General features: G+C 72.8%; 14 protein-coding genes and 1 pseudogene. 10 read left to right on the top strand and 5 right to left on the bottom strand.

Annotated features, from left to right (window positions below; genetic code table 11):
- Window position 1: 1 nt before the first annotated feature.
- Entirely contained in the window at window positions 2–1,297 is a 1,296-nt protein-coding gene (locus HNR22_RS22070) for an extracellular solute-binding protein (protein ID WP_179781937.1), read from the bottom strand.
- Window positions 1,298–1,456: 159 nt separating this feature from the next.
- Here HNR22_RS22070 and HNR22_RS22065 point away from each other — a divergent pair, with 159 nt between their 5' ends.
- The 8 genes from HNR22_RS22065 to HNR22_RS22030 all read left to right on the top strand — a co-directional run bounded on the left by HNR22_RS22065 (window position 1,457) and on the right by HNR22_RS22030 (window position 8,614).
- Window positions 1,457–2,203, top strand: coding sequence for an SDR family NAD(P)-dependent oxidoreductase (locus HNR22_RS22065; protein WP_179781936.1), 747 nt, complete (start codon window positions 1,457–1,459; stop codon window positions 2,201–2,203).
- Window positions 2,204–2,238: 35 nt separating this feature from the next.
- Window positions 2,239–2,949 carry a FadR/GntR family transcriptional regulator gene (locus HNR22_RS22060; protein ID WP_088951310.1) on the top strand — a complete coding sequence of 237 codons (711 nt, stop codon included), beginning with the start codon at window positions 2,239–2,241 and terminating at the stop codon, window positions 2,947–2,949.
- Window positions 2,946–4,091, top strand: coding sequence for a galactonate dehydratase (gene dgoD, locus HNR22_RS22055; protein ID WP_179781935.1), 1,146 nt, complete (start codon window positions 2,946–2,948; stop codon window positions 4,089–4,091). The genes HNR22_RS22060 and dgoD overlap by 4 nt, the downstream gene beginning before the upstream one ends.
- Complete coding sequence (locus tag HNR22_RS22050; protein WP_179781934.1) at window positions 4,085–4,924, top strand: hypothetical protein; 840 nt, start codon at window positions 4,085–4,087, stop codon at window positions 4,922–4,924. The genes dgoD and HNR22_RS22050 overlap by 7 nt, the downstream gene beginning before the upstream one ends.
- 11 nt (window positions 4,925–4,935) lie before the next feature.
- Complete coding sequence (locus HNR22_RS22045) at window positions 4,936–5,556, top strand: bifunctional 4-hydroxy-2-oxoglutarate aldolase/2-dehydro-3-deoxy-phosphogluconate aldolase (protein WP_179781933.1); 621 nt, start codon at window positions 4,936–4,938, stop codon at window positions 5,554–5,556.
- Entirely contained in the window at window positions 5,553–6,494 is a 942-nt protein-coding gene (locus HNR22_RS22040; RefSeq protein ID WP_179781932.1) for a sugar kinase, read from the top strand. The genes HNR22_RS22045 and HNR22_RS22040 overlap by 4 nt, the downstream gene beginning before the upstream one ends.
- A 20-nt stretch (window positions 6,495–6,514) precedes the next feature.
- Window positions 6,515–7,393, top strand: a complete 879-nt coding sequence (locus HNR22_RS22035; RefSeq protein WP_179781931.1) for an SMP-30/gluconolactonase/LRE family protein — start codon at window positions 6,515–6,517, stop codon at window positions 7,391–7,393.
- Window positions 7,394–7,510: 117 nt separating this feature from the next.
- Window positions 7,511–8,614, top strand: a complete 1,104-nt coding sequence (locus HNR22_RS22030; RefSeq protein WP_179781930.1) for an L-dopachrome tautomerase-related protein — start codon at window positions 7,511–7,513, stop codon at window positions 8,612–8,614.
- Window positions 8,615–8,631: 17 nt separating this feature from the next.
- On the opposite strand, the gene HNR22_RS22025 is transcribed toward HNR22_RS22030, so the two are convergent.
- Window positions 8,632–9,384 (bottom strand): dienelactone hydrolase family protein, encoded by a 753-nt coding sequence (locus HNR22_RS22025; RefSeq protein WP_179781929.1) that lies wholly within the window; start codon window positions 9,382–9,384, stop codon window positions 8,632–8,634.
- A gap of 163 nt (window positions 9,385–9,547) precedes the next feature.
- Here HNR22_RS22025 and HNR22_RS22020 point away from each other — a divergent pair, with 163 nt between their 5' ends.
- Together HNR22_RS22020 and HNR22_RS32105 are read left to right on the top strand one after the other, a co-directional pair.
- Complete coding sequence (locus HNR22_RS22020) at window positions 9,548–9,952, top strand: hypothetical protein (RefSeq protein ID WP_179781928.1); 405 nt, start codon at window positions 9,548–9,550, stop codon at window positions 9,950–9,952.
- Window positions 9,949–10,224: pseudogene (locus HNR22_RS32105) on the top strand (SAV_915 family protein); the annotation flags it as partial. The gene HNR22_RS22020 and the pseudogene HNR22_RS32105, both read left to right, overlap by 4 nt.
- Window positions 10,225–10,283: 59 nt before the next feature.
- Here the strand turns inward: HNR22_RS32105 and HNR22_RS32100 are convergent.
- From HNR22_RS32100 to HNR22_RS22005, 3 genes are all read right to left on the bottom strand, one after another.
- Complete coding sequence (locus HNR22_RS32100; RefSeq protein ID WP_484502654.1) at window positions 10,284–10,397, bottom strand: hypothetical protein; 114 nt, start codon at window positions 10,395–10,397, stop codon at window positions 10,284–10,286.
- Between the two features lie 68 nt (window positions 10,398–10,465).
- On the bottom strand, window positions 10,466–11,146 hold the full coding sequence (locus HNR22_RS22010; protein WP_179781926.1) for a response regulator: 681 nt from the start codon (window positions 11,144–11,146) through the stop codon (window positions 10,466–10,468).
- Window positions 11,143–13,692, bottom strand: a complete 2,550-nt coding sequence (locus tag HNR22_RS22005; protein ID WP_179781925.1) for a DUF4118 domain-containing protein — start codon at window positions 13,690–13,692, stop codon at window positions 11,143–11,145. The genes HNR22_RS22010 and HNR22_RS22005 overlap by 4 nt, the downstream gene beginning before the upstream one ends.
- Between the last annotated feature and the right edge of the window lie 47 nt (window positions 13,693–13,739).

Genomic DNA, 13,739 nt, shown 5'->3' with positions numbered 1-13,739 from the left:
GTCAGCCCTTGAAGACCTTCTCGGCGCCGGCCTGCCACTCCCGCAGGATCGCGTCGATCTGGTCCGGCTTGTCGATGAACTTGGTCAGTGCGGTGTCCGCGGTCGGCTGGAGTGCGTCACTGGAGTCCCGGTTGAAGAACTGGGTCAACTCCTTGGCCTCGTCGAGCATCGCCTTGCCCTTGACCACCAGTGGCGAGTCGGACGCCTTCGCCCCGGGGTTGGCCGGCAGGACGATGCCGGAGCTGGCCTTGACGTACGCCTCCTGGGCCTCGACCCCGGAGAGGTAGCTGAGCAGGGCCCTGGTGCCGGTCGGGTTGGCGGTCTTCGCGCTGGCGAAGAAGCCGTCCGTCGGGGCCTCCTCCGCCAACGGCACCGCCGGGTCGATGATCGGGAACCGGAAGAAGTCCAGGTCACCGAGGGCGTCCTTCGGTGCCGCGTCGGCGAAGAACGTCCCGATCAGGAACATGCCGGTCTTGCCGGCCAGCAGCGCGGTGGTCGCCTCCTGGAACGGGTACGCCTTGCCCTTGGGGTCGAAGTAGGGCAGGGCCTCGCGCCAGCGGGTGAAGACCGCCTTGACCTTGGGGTCGTCGAAGCGCTGCTTGCCGGCGAGCAGCTCGCGGTGGAACGGCGCGCCGTTGATCCGGATGTTGAGGTAGTCGAACCAGGCCGAGGCCACCCACGGGGTGTCGCCGAGGCCGATGCCGATCGGCGGGATGCCCTTGCTCTTCAGCGTCTCGCACAGCGCCAGGAAGTCGGTCCAGGTCTTCGGCTCCTGCACGCCCCACTTGGCGAAGTTGGACTTGCGGTAGAAGAAGCCCCACCAGTAGTTGTTCATCGGCACGAAGATCTGCTTGCCGCTGGCATCGGTGGAGAGGGTGCGCAGCGACTGGGGGTAGTCGCCCAGCGACTTCCAGACGTCGGAGACGTCCAGCAGCAGGTTCTTGCTGGCGTAGTCGTTGGCGACCGAGCCCGCGTACCAGGTGTAGAGGTCCGGCGGGTTCGCCGAGGTCAGGTACGTCGGCAGCTGGGTCCGGAAGGTCTCCGAGGCGATCGTGTTGAGGCTCGCCGTGCCCTTGCCCTGCGCGTTGAAATTCTCGATCAGCTTCTCCATCGCGGCCTTGGCCTGCGGCGAGGAGAGGTTGGACTGGATGGTGACCGCGCCCGAGCCGTTGCTCGTCGTCGGCCCGCTGGCGGAGCTGGCGCACGCGCTGAGGAACGAGCTGGCGCCGAGCGCGCCCATGCCGGCGAGCCCAAGGTGACCAAGGAATCGCCGGCGACCGGGGTCGAAGTCGCTCACGGAGGTATCCCTTCCTCTACGACACGCAGCGTCACTGCGCAGTGTGTCGTCCATGTGAATGCTGTGACGAGAAGGTTGCATCGGCCGTCGCCGGCTGTCAAGATATCTTCGTAATTAATGATTAGATGAGATCAGGGCGAGGGTCAGGTGGATCAGCCTATGCGTCGGCTAGAAGGCAAGAACGCGCTGGTCACCGGCGCTGTGGGCGGGATCGGCGCGGCCATCGCCCGGCGGCTCGCCGCCGAAGGTGCGGCCCTCGCGCTGCTCGACGTCCAGGATCCGACCCCGCTGGCCGACGAACTGACCGCCGCCGGTCACCGAGCACTGTCCGTAATGGGCAGTGTCAGCGAGGAGAGCGACTGGGCGGCTGCGGTGTCGGCGGCACGAGCGAGCCTCGGCCCGATCGACATCCTGGTCAGCACCGCGTACGCCGTGCGGGTCGCTCCGGCCCACGAGACGAGCCGGCAGTCCTGGGACGACCAGCTCGGCGTCAGCCTCACCGGCTCGTTCCTCGGCGTCCGCGCCTGCCTGGACGACCTGCGGGCCCGCTCGGGCGCGGTGGTGCTGATCTCCTCGGTGCACGCGCTGGTCGGGCTGCCCGGCCGACCCGCGTACGCCGCGGCCAAGGGCGGCCTGGTCGCGCTCGGCCGCCAACTCGCCGTGGAGTACGGCCCACAGGTGCGGGTCAACACCGTGCTGCCCGGGCCCATCCTCACCGGCGCATGGGCCGACGTGTCCGAAGAGGACCGGCAGCGTAGCGTCGCCGAAACCGTGGCGAAGCGCTTCGGCACGCCTGACGAGGTGGCCTCGACAGTCGCCTTCCTCGCCTCACCGGACGCCGCCTACATCACCGGCGCGAGCCTCGTGGTGGACGGTGGCTGGACAGCGGTGAAAGCCTCGGCCTGAGAGATCGATACCGACCAGCGAAAAGGCCAGGAGCATTGGCACAGTACGCACGCCGCGGCGTCCACGGGCAGACCGTCGAAGCGATCGCCCGTCGCATCCTCACCGGCGAGATCGCCGTCGGCGCGACCCTGAACATCGTCGCGTTGCAGGAGGAGTTCGGCGTCAGCCTGACGGCGCTACGCGAGGCGCTGAAGGTCCTCTCCGCGAAGGGCATCGTCGACGCCCGGCAGAAGCGCGGCACCTTCGTGCGACCCCGCGCGGACTGGAACCTGCTCGACGGTGACGTGATCCGCTGGCAGTTCGCCGAGGGCCCCGACGAGCGCCTGCTCGAAAAGCTGCACGAGGTACGCGCCATCATCGAGCCCGCCGCCGCGCGACTGGCCGCCACCCGTGCGACCGAGGACGACCTGGCCGCCCTCGATCAGGCACTCGCCGAGATGACCGACGCCATCGGTGATCCCGCCGCCGCCATCGCCGCCGACCTCGCCTTCCACCGCGCGCTGCTCGCCGCCACCCACAACGAGCTGTTGGAGCGGATGGAGGTGGTGATGGAGACGGGGCTCGCCGAACGGGACCGGCTGGTGCACGGCGGTGACGCCCACGACGACCCGGTGCCCAGCCACCGTGCGGTGGTCGACGGGCTGCGCGAACGGGACGAGACGGCGGCCGAGACCGCCATGCGTGAGTTGCTGGACAAGGCCGTCCGCGACGTCGAGAAGGCACGGGGACGAAGGGGCAGTCAGTGAAGATCGAGCGGATCGAGACCTTCCTGGTCGCGCCACGGTGGCTGTTCTGCCGGGTGGAGACCGACGACGGGTTGGTCGGGTGGGGCGAACCGGTGGTGGAGGGGCGCGCCGAAGTGGTGCGCAGCGCCGTCGAGCTGCTCGCCGAATACCTGATCGGCGCCGATCCACTGCGCATCGAGCAGCACTGGCAGGTGCTCACCAAGGGCGGCTTCTACCGGGGCGGCCCGATCCTCTCCAGCGCGGTCGCCGGCCTCGACCAGGCACTCTGGGACATCGCCGGGCAGGCGTACGGCGCGCCGGTGCACGCACTGCTCGGCGGACCCGTGCGCGACCGGGTGCGGGTCTACTCGTGGATCGGCGGCGACGAGCCGGACGAGGTGGCCGACGCCGCCGCCGCGCAGGTCACCGCCGGTCTCACCGGCGTCAAGATGAACGCCTGCGGGCGGCTCTCCCCCATCCCCACCTCCGCCGAGGTGGACGCGATCGTCGGCCGGGTCGCCGCAGCCCGCGAGGTGCTCGGCCCCGACCGGGACATCGCGCTGGACTTCCACGGCCGGGCCGGGATGGCCGCCGTACGCCGGATCCTGCCCGAGCTGGTCTCCCTGCGCCCGTTCTTCGTGGAGGAGCCGGTCCTGCCCGACCAGGCCCACCACCTGCGCGACATCGTCGCCAGCACACCGATCCCGGTGGCCACCGGTGAGCGGCTCTACGGCCGCTCCGAGTTCCTCGGCCCGTTGCAGGCCGGAGTCGCCGTGGTCCAGCCGGACCTGTCGCACGCGGGTGGGATCTCCGAGGTCCGCCGGATCGCCGCGCTGGCCGAGACGTACGGCGCGTTGCTCGCCCCGCACTGCCCGCTCGGCCCGATCTCCCTGGCAGCGAGCCTCCAGGTGGCCTTCGCGACGCCGAACTTCCTGATCCAGGAGCAGAGCATCGGCATCCACTACAACGCCGGTTCGGAGTTGCTGGACTATTTGATCGACCCGGAGCCGTTCCGGTTCGTGGACGGACACATCGCCCGCTTCGGCCGACCCGGCCTGGGCATCACTGTGGACGAGGCGGCGGTCCGCAAGGCCGCGCAGACCCCGCACACCTGGCGTAACCCGGTCTGGCAGCACGCCGACGGGTCGTTCGCGGAATGGTGACCGGCGCGACGCCGGTGCCGCTGCGGGTGGCGTACGACGCCGCGCACGGCGGCCGGTGGACCAGCCTGCACGGCGGCGGTCGGGAATGGCTCTGGCGCGGCCCGGAGCCCGGCCGCCACGAGGTACGCCCCGACGACGCGTTCGTCGACGCGGGCGGCTTGGAGGAGTGCCTGCCCACCGTGCGCGGCCGACCCGACCACGGCGAGGTGTGGTCGCGGCCCTGGCGCAGCGCTGGCCCCGACACACTGGTGATCCAGCGGCCGACGTTCACCCTGACCCGCCGGATCAGCGACGACAGCGGTGTGGTGGTGGCCGATTACCGGCTGGCCGCCGATCCGGGGTACCGGTTCGTCTGGGCCGCGCACGCCCTGCTCGGCCTCTCCCCCGCGGCCCGCCTCGACGCGCCCGCCGGCACACCGACCCGGCTGCATCCGGAGGCCGCCGCGTTGCTGCCACCGGGCACCTGGCCGGCCGGCGCCCCGTGGCTCAACGGGCCGTGGCCGTCCCCGGCCGGCCTGACACTGGACACCCTTGGAGCCGACGACGGCACCGCTGTCGGCGCGGTGCTGCTCGACTGCCCCCGCGTCCAGGTGATCGACGACGCCGACCGGCTGACCCTGGAGCTGGAGTGCGACGGCCAGCCCCGCAGCACCGCCCTCTGGCGCAACCTGGGCGGCTGGCCGGCCATCGCCCCGTACCGCAGCCTCGGTGTCGAGCCGATGCTGGGCGCCGCCTTCGACCTGGCCGACGCCGGCCCGGCCGACGCGGCTGTCGTACCCGCCGCCGGTGAGGTCGCCTGGCGACTCACCATCTCCGCCCACCGCACCCCCTGAGGACATCCGCGATGAACCTGCTCGACGAGTTGCGTACCCATCGGCTGCTGGCCATCGTGCGCGGCCCCGACCCGGCGGCGGCGCTGACCGCCGTGCTCACCCTGGCCGAGAGCGGCGTCGCACTGGTCGAGGTCTCGCTCACCAGCGCCGACGCGCTCGACGTCATCCGACGTGCCCGGGCCGCCCTCGGGCCTGACTACGCCCTGGGCGCGGGCACAGTGCTCAGCGCCGAGGACGCCCGCGCGGCGGCCGACGCGGGTGCCGCCTTCCTGGTCACCCCGGCGATCGCCGCCAGCCTCGCTGAAGGTGGCCGGCTCGGGTTGCCGGTGCTCGCCGGTGCGCTCACCCCCACCGAGGTGGTGCAGGCCAGCAGCGGCGGGGCCACCGCGATCAAGCTCTTCCCGGCCTCCCTCGGTGGACCCGACTACCTCGGCGCGCTGCGTGACCCGTTCCCCGGCACCGCGTTCGTACCGGTCGGTGGGGTCGACGCGGGCGGCGCGCGACAGTACCTGGACCGGGGCGCGGTCGCGGTCGGCGTCGGCTCCCCGCTGCTCGGTGACGCGGTTCGCGGTGGCGACCCGGCGGCGCTGCGCGAGCGCGCCGCGGCCTTCCTCGCGGCGGTTCGGCGATGACCGACCTGCTCACGCTCGGCGAGACGATGGCGGCCTTCCGCACCACCGGGCCGCTGCGGTTGGGCGGCACCGCCGGGATCTCCGTCGCCGGGTCCGAGTCGACGGTGGCGATCGGGTTGGCTCGGCTCGGCCACCACGCCGCCTGGATCGGGGTCACCGGCACCGACGAGCCCGGCGAGCTGATCCGCCGCACGCTGCGCGCCGAGGGTGTCGACCTGCGCTGGTCCCGGGTCGACCCGACCGCTCCGACCGGCCTGATCCTCTTCGAGAACCGGGTCGCCGACATCAACCGGGTCACCTACCACCGCGCGGGCTCCGCCGGCTCCCGGCTGCGCCCGGTCGACGTGACCCCGGCCTTCGACGCGCCCGGGCCGCCGCCCCGGCTGCTGCACGTCACCGGCATCACCTGCGCGCTCGGCGTCGAGCCGTACCAGGCGGTGGTGGAGGCCGTCCGGCGCGCCCGCGCGGCCGGCACCACCGTCTGCCTGGACGTCAACCACCGGCAGCGGCTCTGGTCGGTCGCCGAGGCGGCCGACGCGCTACGACCGTTGCTGCCCTCGATCGATCTGGTGGTCGCCTCCGACGACGAGCTGGCCGTGCTGACCGGCGCCTCCGACCCCGTCCCGGCGCTGCTCTCGGCTGGCGTGACCGAGGTCGTGGTCAAGCACGGCGCCGGCGGAGCGACCAGCCACAGCGCGACCGGTGTCGTGCACCGTCCAGCCCGGACGGTTCCGGTGGTGGATACCGTCGGCGCGGGCGACGCCTTCGTGGCCGGGCTGCTCTCCGGATGGCTCGACGGAGCCGACGTCCCGGCCCGGCTGGACCGGGCGGTCACCACCGGGGCGTTCGCGGTGGCCACCCGGGGCGACTGGGAGGGCCTGCCCGACCGGGCCGAGCTGGCGCTGCTCGACCATGGCCCCGGCGGTACCGTCCGCTGACGACCCTTTGGAGGAGCACCATGGAGCTGACCGAGCCGACCATCTGGAGCACCGACCGGTTGGAGCTGGGCGAAGGGCTGCGCTGGGTCGACGACCGGCTGGTCCTGGTCGACCTGCTGGCCGGGCGACTGCTGGAGACCGACGGCGACGCCCCGACCCCGCTGCGGGAGCTGCGCCGCCTCGACGTCCCGCTCGGCGCGGTCGCCCCGGTGGCCGGCCGCCCAGGTGACTGGCTGGCGGCCGCCGGGACCGGCATCACCCTGCTCACCGCCGACGAGCCCCGACCGGTCGCCGACCTGGTGGGTGACGCAGCCGAGCCGACCCGGATGAACGACGCGGTCGCCGACCCGCACGGCCGCTTCTGGGCCGGCAGCATGACGTACGCGGCGGTGCCCGGCGAGGGCACGCTGTACCGGCTCACCCCGGGCGCGGCACCGGTGCCCGCGGTGACCGGACTGACCATCCCGAACGGGCCGGCGTTCGACGCCGCCGGCACCACCATGTACCTGGCCGACACGCCACGCGGCGAGATCGACCGGTTCACCGTCGACCCCGCGACCGGGGAGCTGAGCGCACGGGAGCCGTTCCTGCGGATCTCCTCCGCCGACGGCGGCCCGGACGGCATGACGGTGGACGCGGCCGGCCATCTCTGGATCGCGCTGTGGGGAGGCTCGGCGGTACGCCGCTACCGTCCCGACGGCACCCTCGACCGGGAGATCCGGCTACCGGCGAAGCAGCCGGCCGGCATCTGCCTGGGCGGCCCCGAGCTGCGCCGACTCTTCGTCGGCACCGCCCGCGTGGGGCTGGACACCGCCGGCCCGGCGGACGGTGCGCTGCTCGCGGTGGACGTCGAGGTCCCCGGCCTGCCCGCCGCGGGAGCCACCGCGCCACCGAGCTGACCGCGGGCATAGCTGACCGCAGGCATATCGGACGCCGGGGCGGGAATAGTCCCGCCGAAGCGGGACAGCGGGCCGACTGACAGGGGGCGGGACGATGAGCACCGTGGGGCGGGAGTCATGAACGGGCCGGTCGGCGACGAACCGGTCGGCGAGTTGGAGCTGGTGCACACCTTCACCGGCCCCATGCCGACCGGGGTGAGCGTCTCGCACCAGGGCCGGATCTTCGTCAACTTCCCGAAGTGGGGCGACGAGGTGCCGGCCACCGTCGTCGAGCTGCGCGACGGCCAGGAGGTGCCCTACCCCGACCAGCAGTGGAACGACCCGTCCGGCGACGACGACGCGGGCGCGTTCGTGTCGGTGCAGAGCATCGTGGTCGACCCGGCCGACCGGCTCTGGGTGCTGGACACCGGCAGCCCGATGTTCCAGCCCACGAAGCCGGGCGGCCCGAAGCTGGTCCGGGTCGACCTGGACACCGACACGGTGGCGCAGGTGATCACCTTTCCGGCGGACGTGGCGCTGCCGACGACGTACCTCAACGACGTCCGCTTCGACCTGCGGCGGGGCGAGGCGGGGGTCGCGTACATCACCGACTCGGCGGCCTCCGGACCGAACGGGATCATCGTGGTGGACCTGGCCAGTGGAGCCTCCTGGCGACGGCTGCACGACCACCCGTCCACCAAGGCGGAGCCGCTGACGTCGTTCCGCCCGGTGGTCGAGGGCCGGCCGTTCCTCGAACGCCCGGCGGACGGCCCACCGAAGCCGGTGAGCATGGGCTCCGACGGCATCGCCATCTCCGCCGACGGCACCCGGCTCTACTACTGCCCGTTGGCATCCCGGCGCCTGCACAGCGTGTCCACCGAGGCGCTGGCTGACCCGGGCGTCACCCAGGAGGCGGTCGCGGCGACAGTCGTCGACGAGGGCGACCGGGGCACCGCCTCGGACGGGTTGGAGAGCGACGACGCGGGGCGGCTCTACCTGACCTCGTACGAGCACAACGCGGTGCTGCGTCGAACGCCCGACGGCGAATACGAGACCCTGGTCCACGATCCGCGGCTGCTCTGGCCGGACACCATGTCGGTGGCCACCGACGGGTACCTCTACGTCACCGCCAACCAACTGCACCGGCAGGCGCAGTACCAGCGGGGCCAGGACCTCCGGCGCAAGCCGTACGCGCTGTTCCGCACCCGCATCGACGCCGGCCCGGTGCTGCTGCGCCGCTGACCGGGCCGGCGCGCTCGTCAGCTCGCGGGCAGGGTGCGGTCCAGGAGGTCGAACAGGGCGGCCCAGTGACGCTCGGTGGCCTTCTCGTCGTACATCGGGGTGTCGGCCATGGTGAAGCCGTGGTGGGCGCCCTCGTACACCTCGGAGCGGTGGCGTACGCCGGCGGCGTCGAGCGCCTGCTCCAGCGTGGCGATCTGCTCGGGCGTCGCCGACTGGTCGGCGTCGGCGTGCCCGAAGTACACCTCGCCGGTGATCGAGCCGACTCCCCGGTGGGGGCTGTCCGGCGCCTCGGTGACGAGGTGCCCGCCGTGGAAGCTGGCGACGGCCGCGATGCGGTCGGGGTGCGCCTCGATGGCCCGCAGCGCGTTGGTGCCGCCCAGGCAGTAGCCGGTGATCGCGACCGGGCCCGGCCGGACGTCGTCGCGGGCGGCCAGGAAGTCGAGGTACGCGGCGGTGTCCCGGCTGATCACCTCGGGGGTCAGCGCCTGGGCCAGCGGTGCGATCTTCGCGAAGAGCGCGCCGCGCTGGTCGGCCTCACCGAGCCGGGACAGGTCGAACAGCGGTGCCCGGCCGCCCCGGTAGAACAGGTGGGGCGTCAGCACCAGGTAGCCGCGCTCGGCGATCCGCTCCGCCATCTCCACCAGGCGCGGGCGCGGCCCGAAGGCATCCATGAAGAGCATGACCGCCGGGAACGGGCCGTCCGCGTCGGGCCGGATGAGGGACGCGTCCGCCACTCCGTCACTGGTCGGGATGTCCACCGTCGTCTGCACAGGAGCCTCCTCGTACGCCGATCTTGGTCCGTCCGGACGTTACTCCCCGTGTCGGTGCCCCGGCCTGGCAGCCGCGTGAACGCGGCGTCAAGAATTGGCGGTGACCCGTCGAAAGCGCGTATCGACGGGCGCTCCGCCGCCGTCCGGTGGTGACGATGGGTCCATGAGTCCTTGGCGGATGACACGCTGGGAACGCGGTGGACCACCACCCGGCATCGACACCGGCCCCGGCGAGCCCCCGACCAGCACGGAAGAGCCGGTACGGCGACACGAGGCGCTGGTCAGCGTTCGCCTCGGCCCGTCCGCGCCCGGCAGCCACCTGGTGGAGTACCTACGGCACGAGCCCTGCGCCGTCGACGCGTGGTGGATCGCCGCCGACGTCGACGCCGTGGTGCGGCTCTCCGCCGACAGCATGACTGTGCTGCACCGCGCGGTGGCCGACCTGCGCCGCCGCGCCGGGGTGGAGGTCGCCGTGGCCAACTACATCCTCCGCGCGCTCGACCTGACCACGCCGGCCGACCCGCGTACCGGGAAGGACGCCCCGGCGTGGGCGGTGTCCGCCGCATGAGCCGCCCCGCCGACGACCGCTTTCGTTCGGAAAGGACCAACCCGACCATGGACGAGGCCCCGACAATTTACGCCGTTCCGGTGCGCGATCTGCCGGGACGGCTGGTGCGGACGGTGCGGACCGGCCGTACGCCACAGGGGCAACGGGTGGGCATCGCCTTCACCCGCCCCGAGCTGCTGGCCACCGCCATGGGCGCCGACCAGCAGTGGGAGGAGCTGTGCGAGTCCGCGCTGCGCGGCATGCTGCGCCCGCTCGGCATCGACGTGATCCAGGTCGACCCGCTGCTGGTGGCGCCGCCGCTGGATCCGAAGACCGTCGCCCGTCCGATCAGTCAGGCGCGGACGAAGCGCACCGCGTCGGCGACCACGTGGCCGTTGGTCTCCTCGGTGCGGATCAGCACGCTGCCGTCGGTGCCCGCCGTGAACGGGTAGGTGCCCAGCGGCACCCACTGGCCGCCGGACTGCCGCTGGTCGACTGCGCCTCTTCAATGTCCACAGGCGGGTGTCAACGGGCTCAAGGGCGGTAGCGGTAGCCCATTCCCGGCTCGGTGATGAGGTGGCGGGGCCGGGCCGGGTCGTCCTCCAGCTTGCGCCGCAGCTGGGCCAGGTACTGCCGCAGGTAGTTGGTCTCGTTCTGGTATTCCGGCCCCCACACGTCCTGGAGGAGCTGACGCTGGCTGACCAGCTTGCCGGGGTGCCGCAGCAGCTTCTCCAGCACGCTCCACTGGATCGGGGTCAACTTGACCTCGGTGCCGTCGTCACGCCGCACGCTGTGGTCGGCCAGGTCGACGGTGTGCTGGCCGATCCGCAACGCCGGCACCGCCTCGCTGGGCCCACCGAGACGACGGGTGACGGCACGGATGCGGGCCAGCAGCTCCTCCACCCCGAACGGCTTCGTGACGTAGTCGTCGGCGCCCGCGTCGAGCGCCGCGACCTTGTCCTCGCTGCCGGCCCGACCGGAGAGCACGATGATCGGCACGGCGGTCCATCCGCGCAGGCCGCGGATCACCTCCACCCCGTCGATGTCGGGCAGACCGAGGTCCAGCACCACCAGGTCGGGCGGGTGGTTGGCGGCGGCCTTCAACGCGGCGGCGCCGGTCGCGGCGACGTCCACGTCGTACCGGCGGGCCCGCAGGTTGATCCGCAGGGCGCGCAGGATCTGCGGTTCGTCGTCGACGACCAGGATGCGCGTCATTCCTGCGACCCCTCCGAGCTGGTCGGCGCGGCGGGCAACCGCAGCACCATGGTGAGCCCACCGCCGGGCGTGGTCTCCGGGGTGATGCTGCCACCCATCGCCTCGGCCAACCCCCGGGACAGGGCGAGCCCGAGACCGACGCCGGTCTGGTTGTCCCGGTCGCCGAGGCGTTGGAACGGCAGGAAGACGTGCTCCCACTGCTCCTCCGGGATGCCCGGCCCCCGATCGATCACCCGCAGCTCCACCTGGCCGGCGTGCGCGCTGGCGGTGATCGTGGGCGGCTGGTCCGGCGGGCTGTAGCGCAGCGCGTTGGCGACGATGTTGACCAGCACCCGTTCCAGCAGGCCCGGGTCGGCGGTGGCGGCCGGCAGGTCGGCCGGGATGTCCGTGCCGACCGTCGCGGCCGCCGGGCCAAGTTCGTCAAGCGCCAGGGGTACGGCGTCCTCCAGGCCGATCGCGGTGGCCGTGATGCCGAGGACCCCGGCCTGGAGCCGGCTCATGTCCAGCAGGTTGCCGACCAGCCGGGCGAGCCGGTCCAGCGACTCCTCGGCGGTCTCCAGCAGCTCCGCACGGTCGGACTCGTCGAACTCGATGTCGTGGCTGCGCAGGCTGGTCACCGCCGCCTTCGCCGACGCCAGTGGCGTACGCAGGTCGTGGCTGACCGCGGCGAGCAGCGCGGTGCGCATCCGATCCGCGGCGGCCAGCGGCCGGGCGGTGGCGGCCTCCTCGGCGAGCCGCTCCTGGCGCAGCGCGACGGCGGCCTGGGCGGCGAACGCCTCGACGATGCGCCGGTCGGCGGCCTCCAACCGTCGACCACAGAGCACGACGGTGATCCGGTCGTCGACCGGTACGGTCGTCTCACCGCCCTCGGGCGTGCAGGGCGGGCTCTCGCCGACGCTGGCCACGACACACCAGGCGTGTTCCTCGCGGGCCCGTTCGGGGCGCCCGCTGGCGTCCTCGGCCAACTCCAGGACGCTCACGGCGCGCAGCCCGAAGGTCTCCCGGAGCTGTTCCAGCAGTGCGGGAAGCGGGCGTTCGCCGCGCAGCACGCCACCGGCGAGGGCGGCGAGGGTCTGCGCGTCGGCGGCGGCGCGGGCGGCCTCCCGGGTGCGCCGGGCGGCCACGTCGACGACCCAGCTCACCGCCAGCGCCACGGCGACGAAGACGGCCAGGGCGAGCAGGTTGTCGGCCTCGGCGATGGTCAACGTGCGGTACGGCGGGGTGAAGAACCAGTTGAGCAGCAGCGAGCCGCCGAGCGCGGCGACCAGCGCCGGCCACACCCCACCGACCAGCGCGACGCCGACGACCCCGGCGAGGAACAGCAGGATGTCGTTGGTCAGCGTCAGGTCGGGCAGTGTCCTCAGCAGCAGGGTGAGCAGCGGCATCCCCAGCGCGGCCAGACCGAAGCCGAGCAGCCGTCGACGCCGGGACAGCGCCGCCGGCACGGCCATGGCTCGACGGCCCTTGCCGGCCTGCTTGTGGGTGACCAGGTGCACGTCGATCGACCCGGACAGCGCTGTGGTGGTCACCCCGACGCCCCGGGCGAAGATCTGCGCGAGGCGACCCCGCCGGCTGGCGCCGAGCACGAGCTGGGTGGCGTTCACGCCCTGGGCGAAGTCCAGCAGCGCGGCCGGCACGTCGGTGCCGAGCACCTGGTGGTAGGTGCCGCCCAGACTCTCCACCAGCACCCGCTGGCGGGCCAGTTGGGCCGGGTCGGCGCCGGCCAGGCCGTCGCTGCGGGCCACGTGCACGGCGAGCAGGTCGGCGCCCTTGCTGCGGGCCGCGACCCGGGCCGCACGCCGGATCAGCGTCTCACCCTCCGGGCCACCGGTCAGTGCCACCACGACCCGTTCCCGGGCCTCCCAGGTGGCCGCGATGCCCTGCTGGCTGCGGTACCGGTCGAGCTGCTCGTCGACCTTGTCGGCCAGCCAGAGCAGTGCCAGCTCACGCAGCGCGGTGAGGTTGCCGACCCGGAAGTAGTTGCCCAACGCGGCGTCGATCTTGTCGGGTCGGTAGATGTTGCCGTGCGCCATCCGCCGGCGCAGCGCCTCGGGGGTCATGTCGACCAGCTCGACCTGTTCGGCGGCGCGGACGATCTCGTCGGGCAGGGTCTCCCGCTGGGTGGTGCCGGTGATCTGCGCGACGACGTCGTTGACCGACTCGAGGTGCTGCACGTTGACCGTGGACAGCACGTCGATCCCCGCGTCGAGCAGCTCCTGGACGTCCTGCCAGCGCTTGTCGTGCCGGGAACCGGGCACGTTGGTGTGCGCCAACTCGTCGACCACCGCGATCTCCGGGCGGCGGGCCAGCACGGCGTCGAGGTCCATCTCGGTGAACTCGACGCCCCGGTACTCCATCGTGCGGCGGGGCACCTGCTCCAGGTCGGCGAGCATCGCAGCGGTGTGCTCGCGGCCGTGGGTCTCCACGAAGCCGATCACCACGTCGGTGCCGCGCGCGGCCCGCCGCTGGGCCTCCTCCAACATGGCGTACGTCTTACCGACGCCGGGGGCGGCCCCGAGATAGATGCGCAGTTCTCCGCGTGGCACGGGGACCATCCTCCCTGGTCAGATCGGCGGGCGGGGCCGCGCCCGGT

This window comes from Micromonospora jinlongensis, assembly GCF_013410645.1.
GTDB lineage: Bacteria > Actinomycetota > Actinomycetes > Mycobacteriales > Micromonosporaceae > Micromonospora > Micromonospora zamorensis.
Note: the sequence above shows the minus strand (reverse complement) of the source record. Positions and strands in the feature narration are given on the sequence as shown.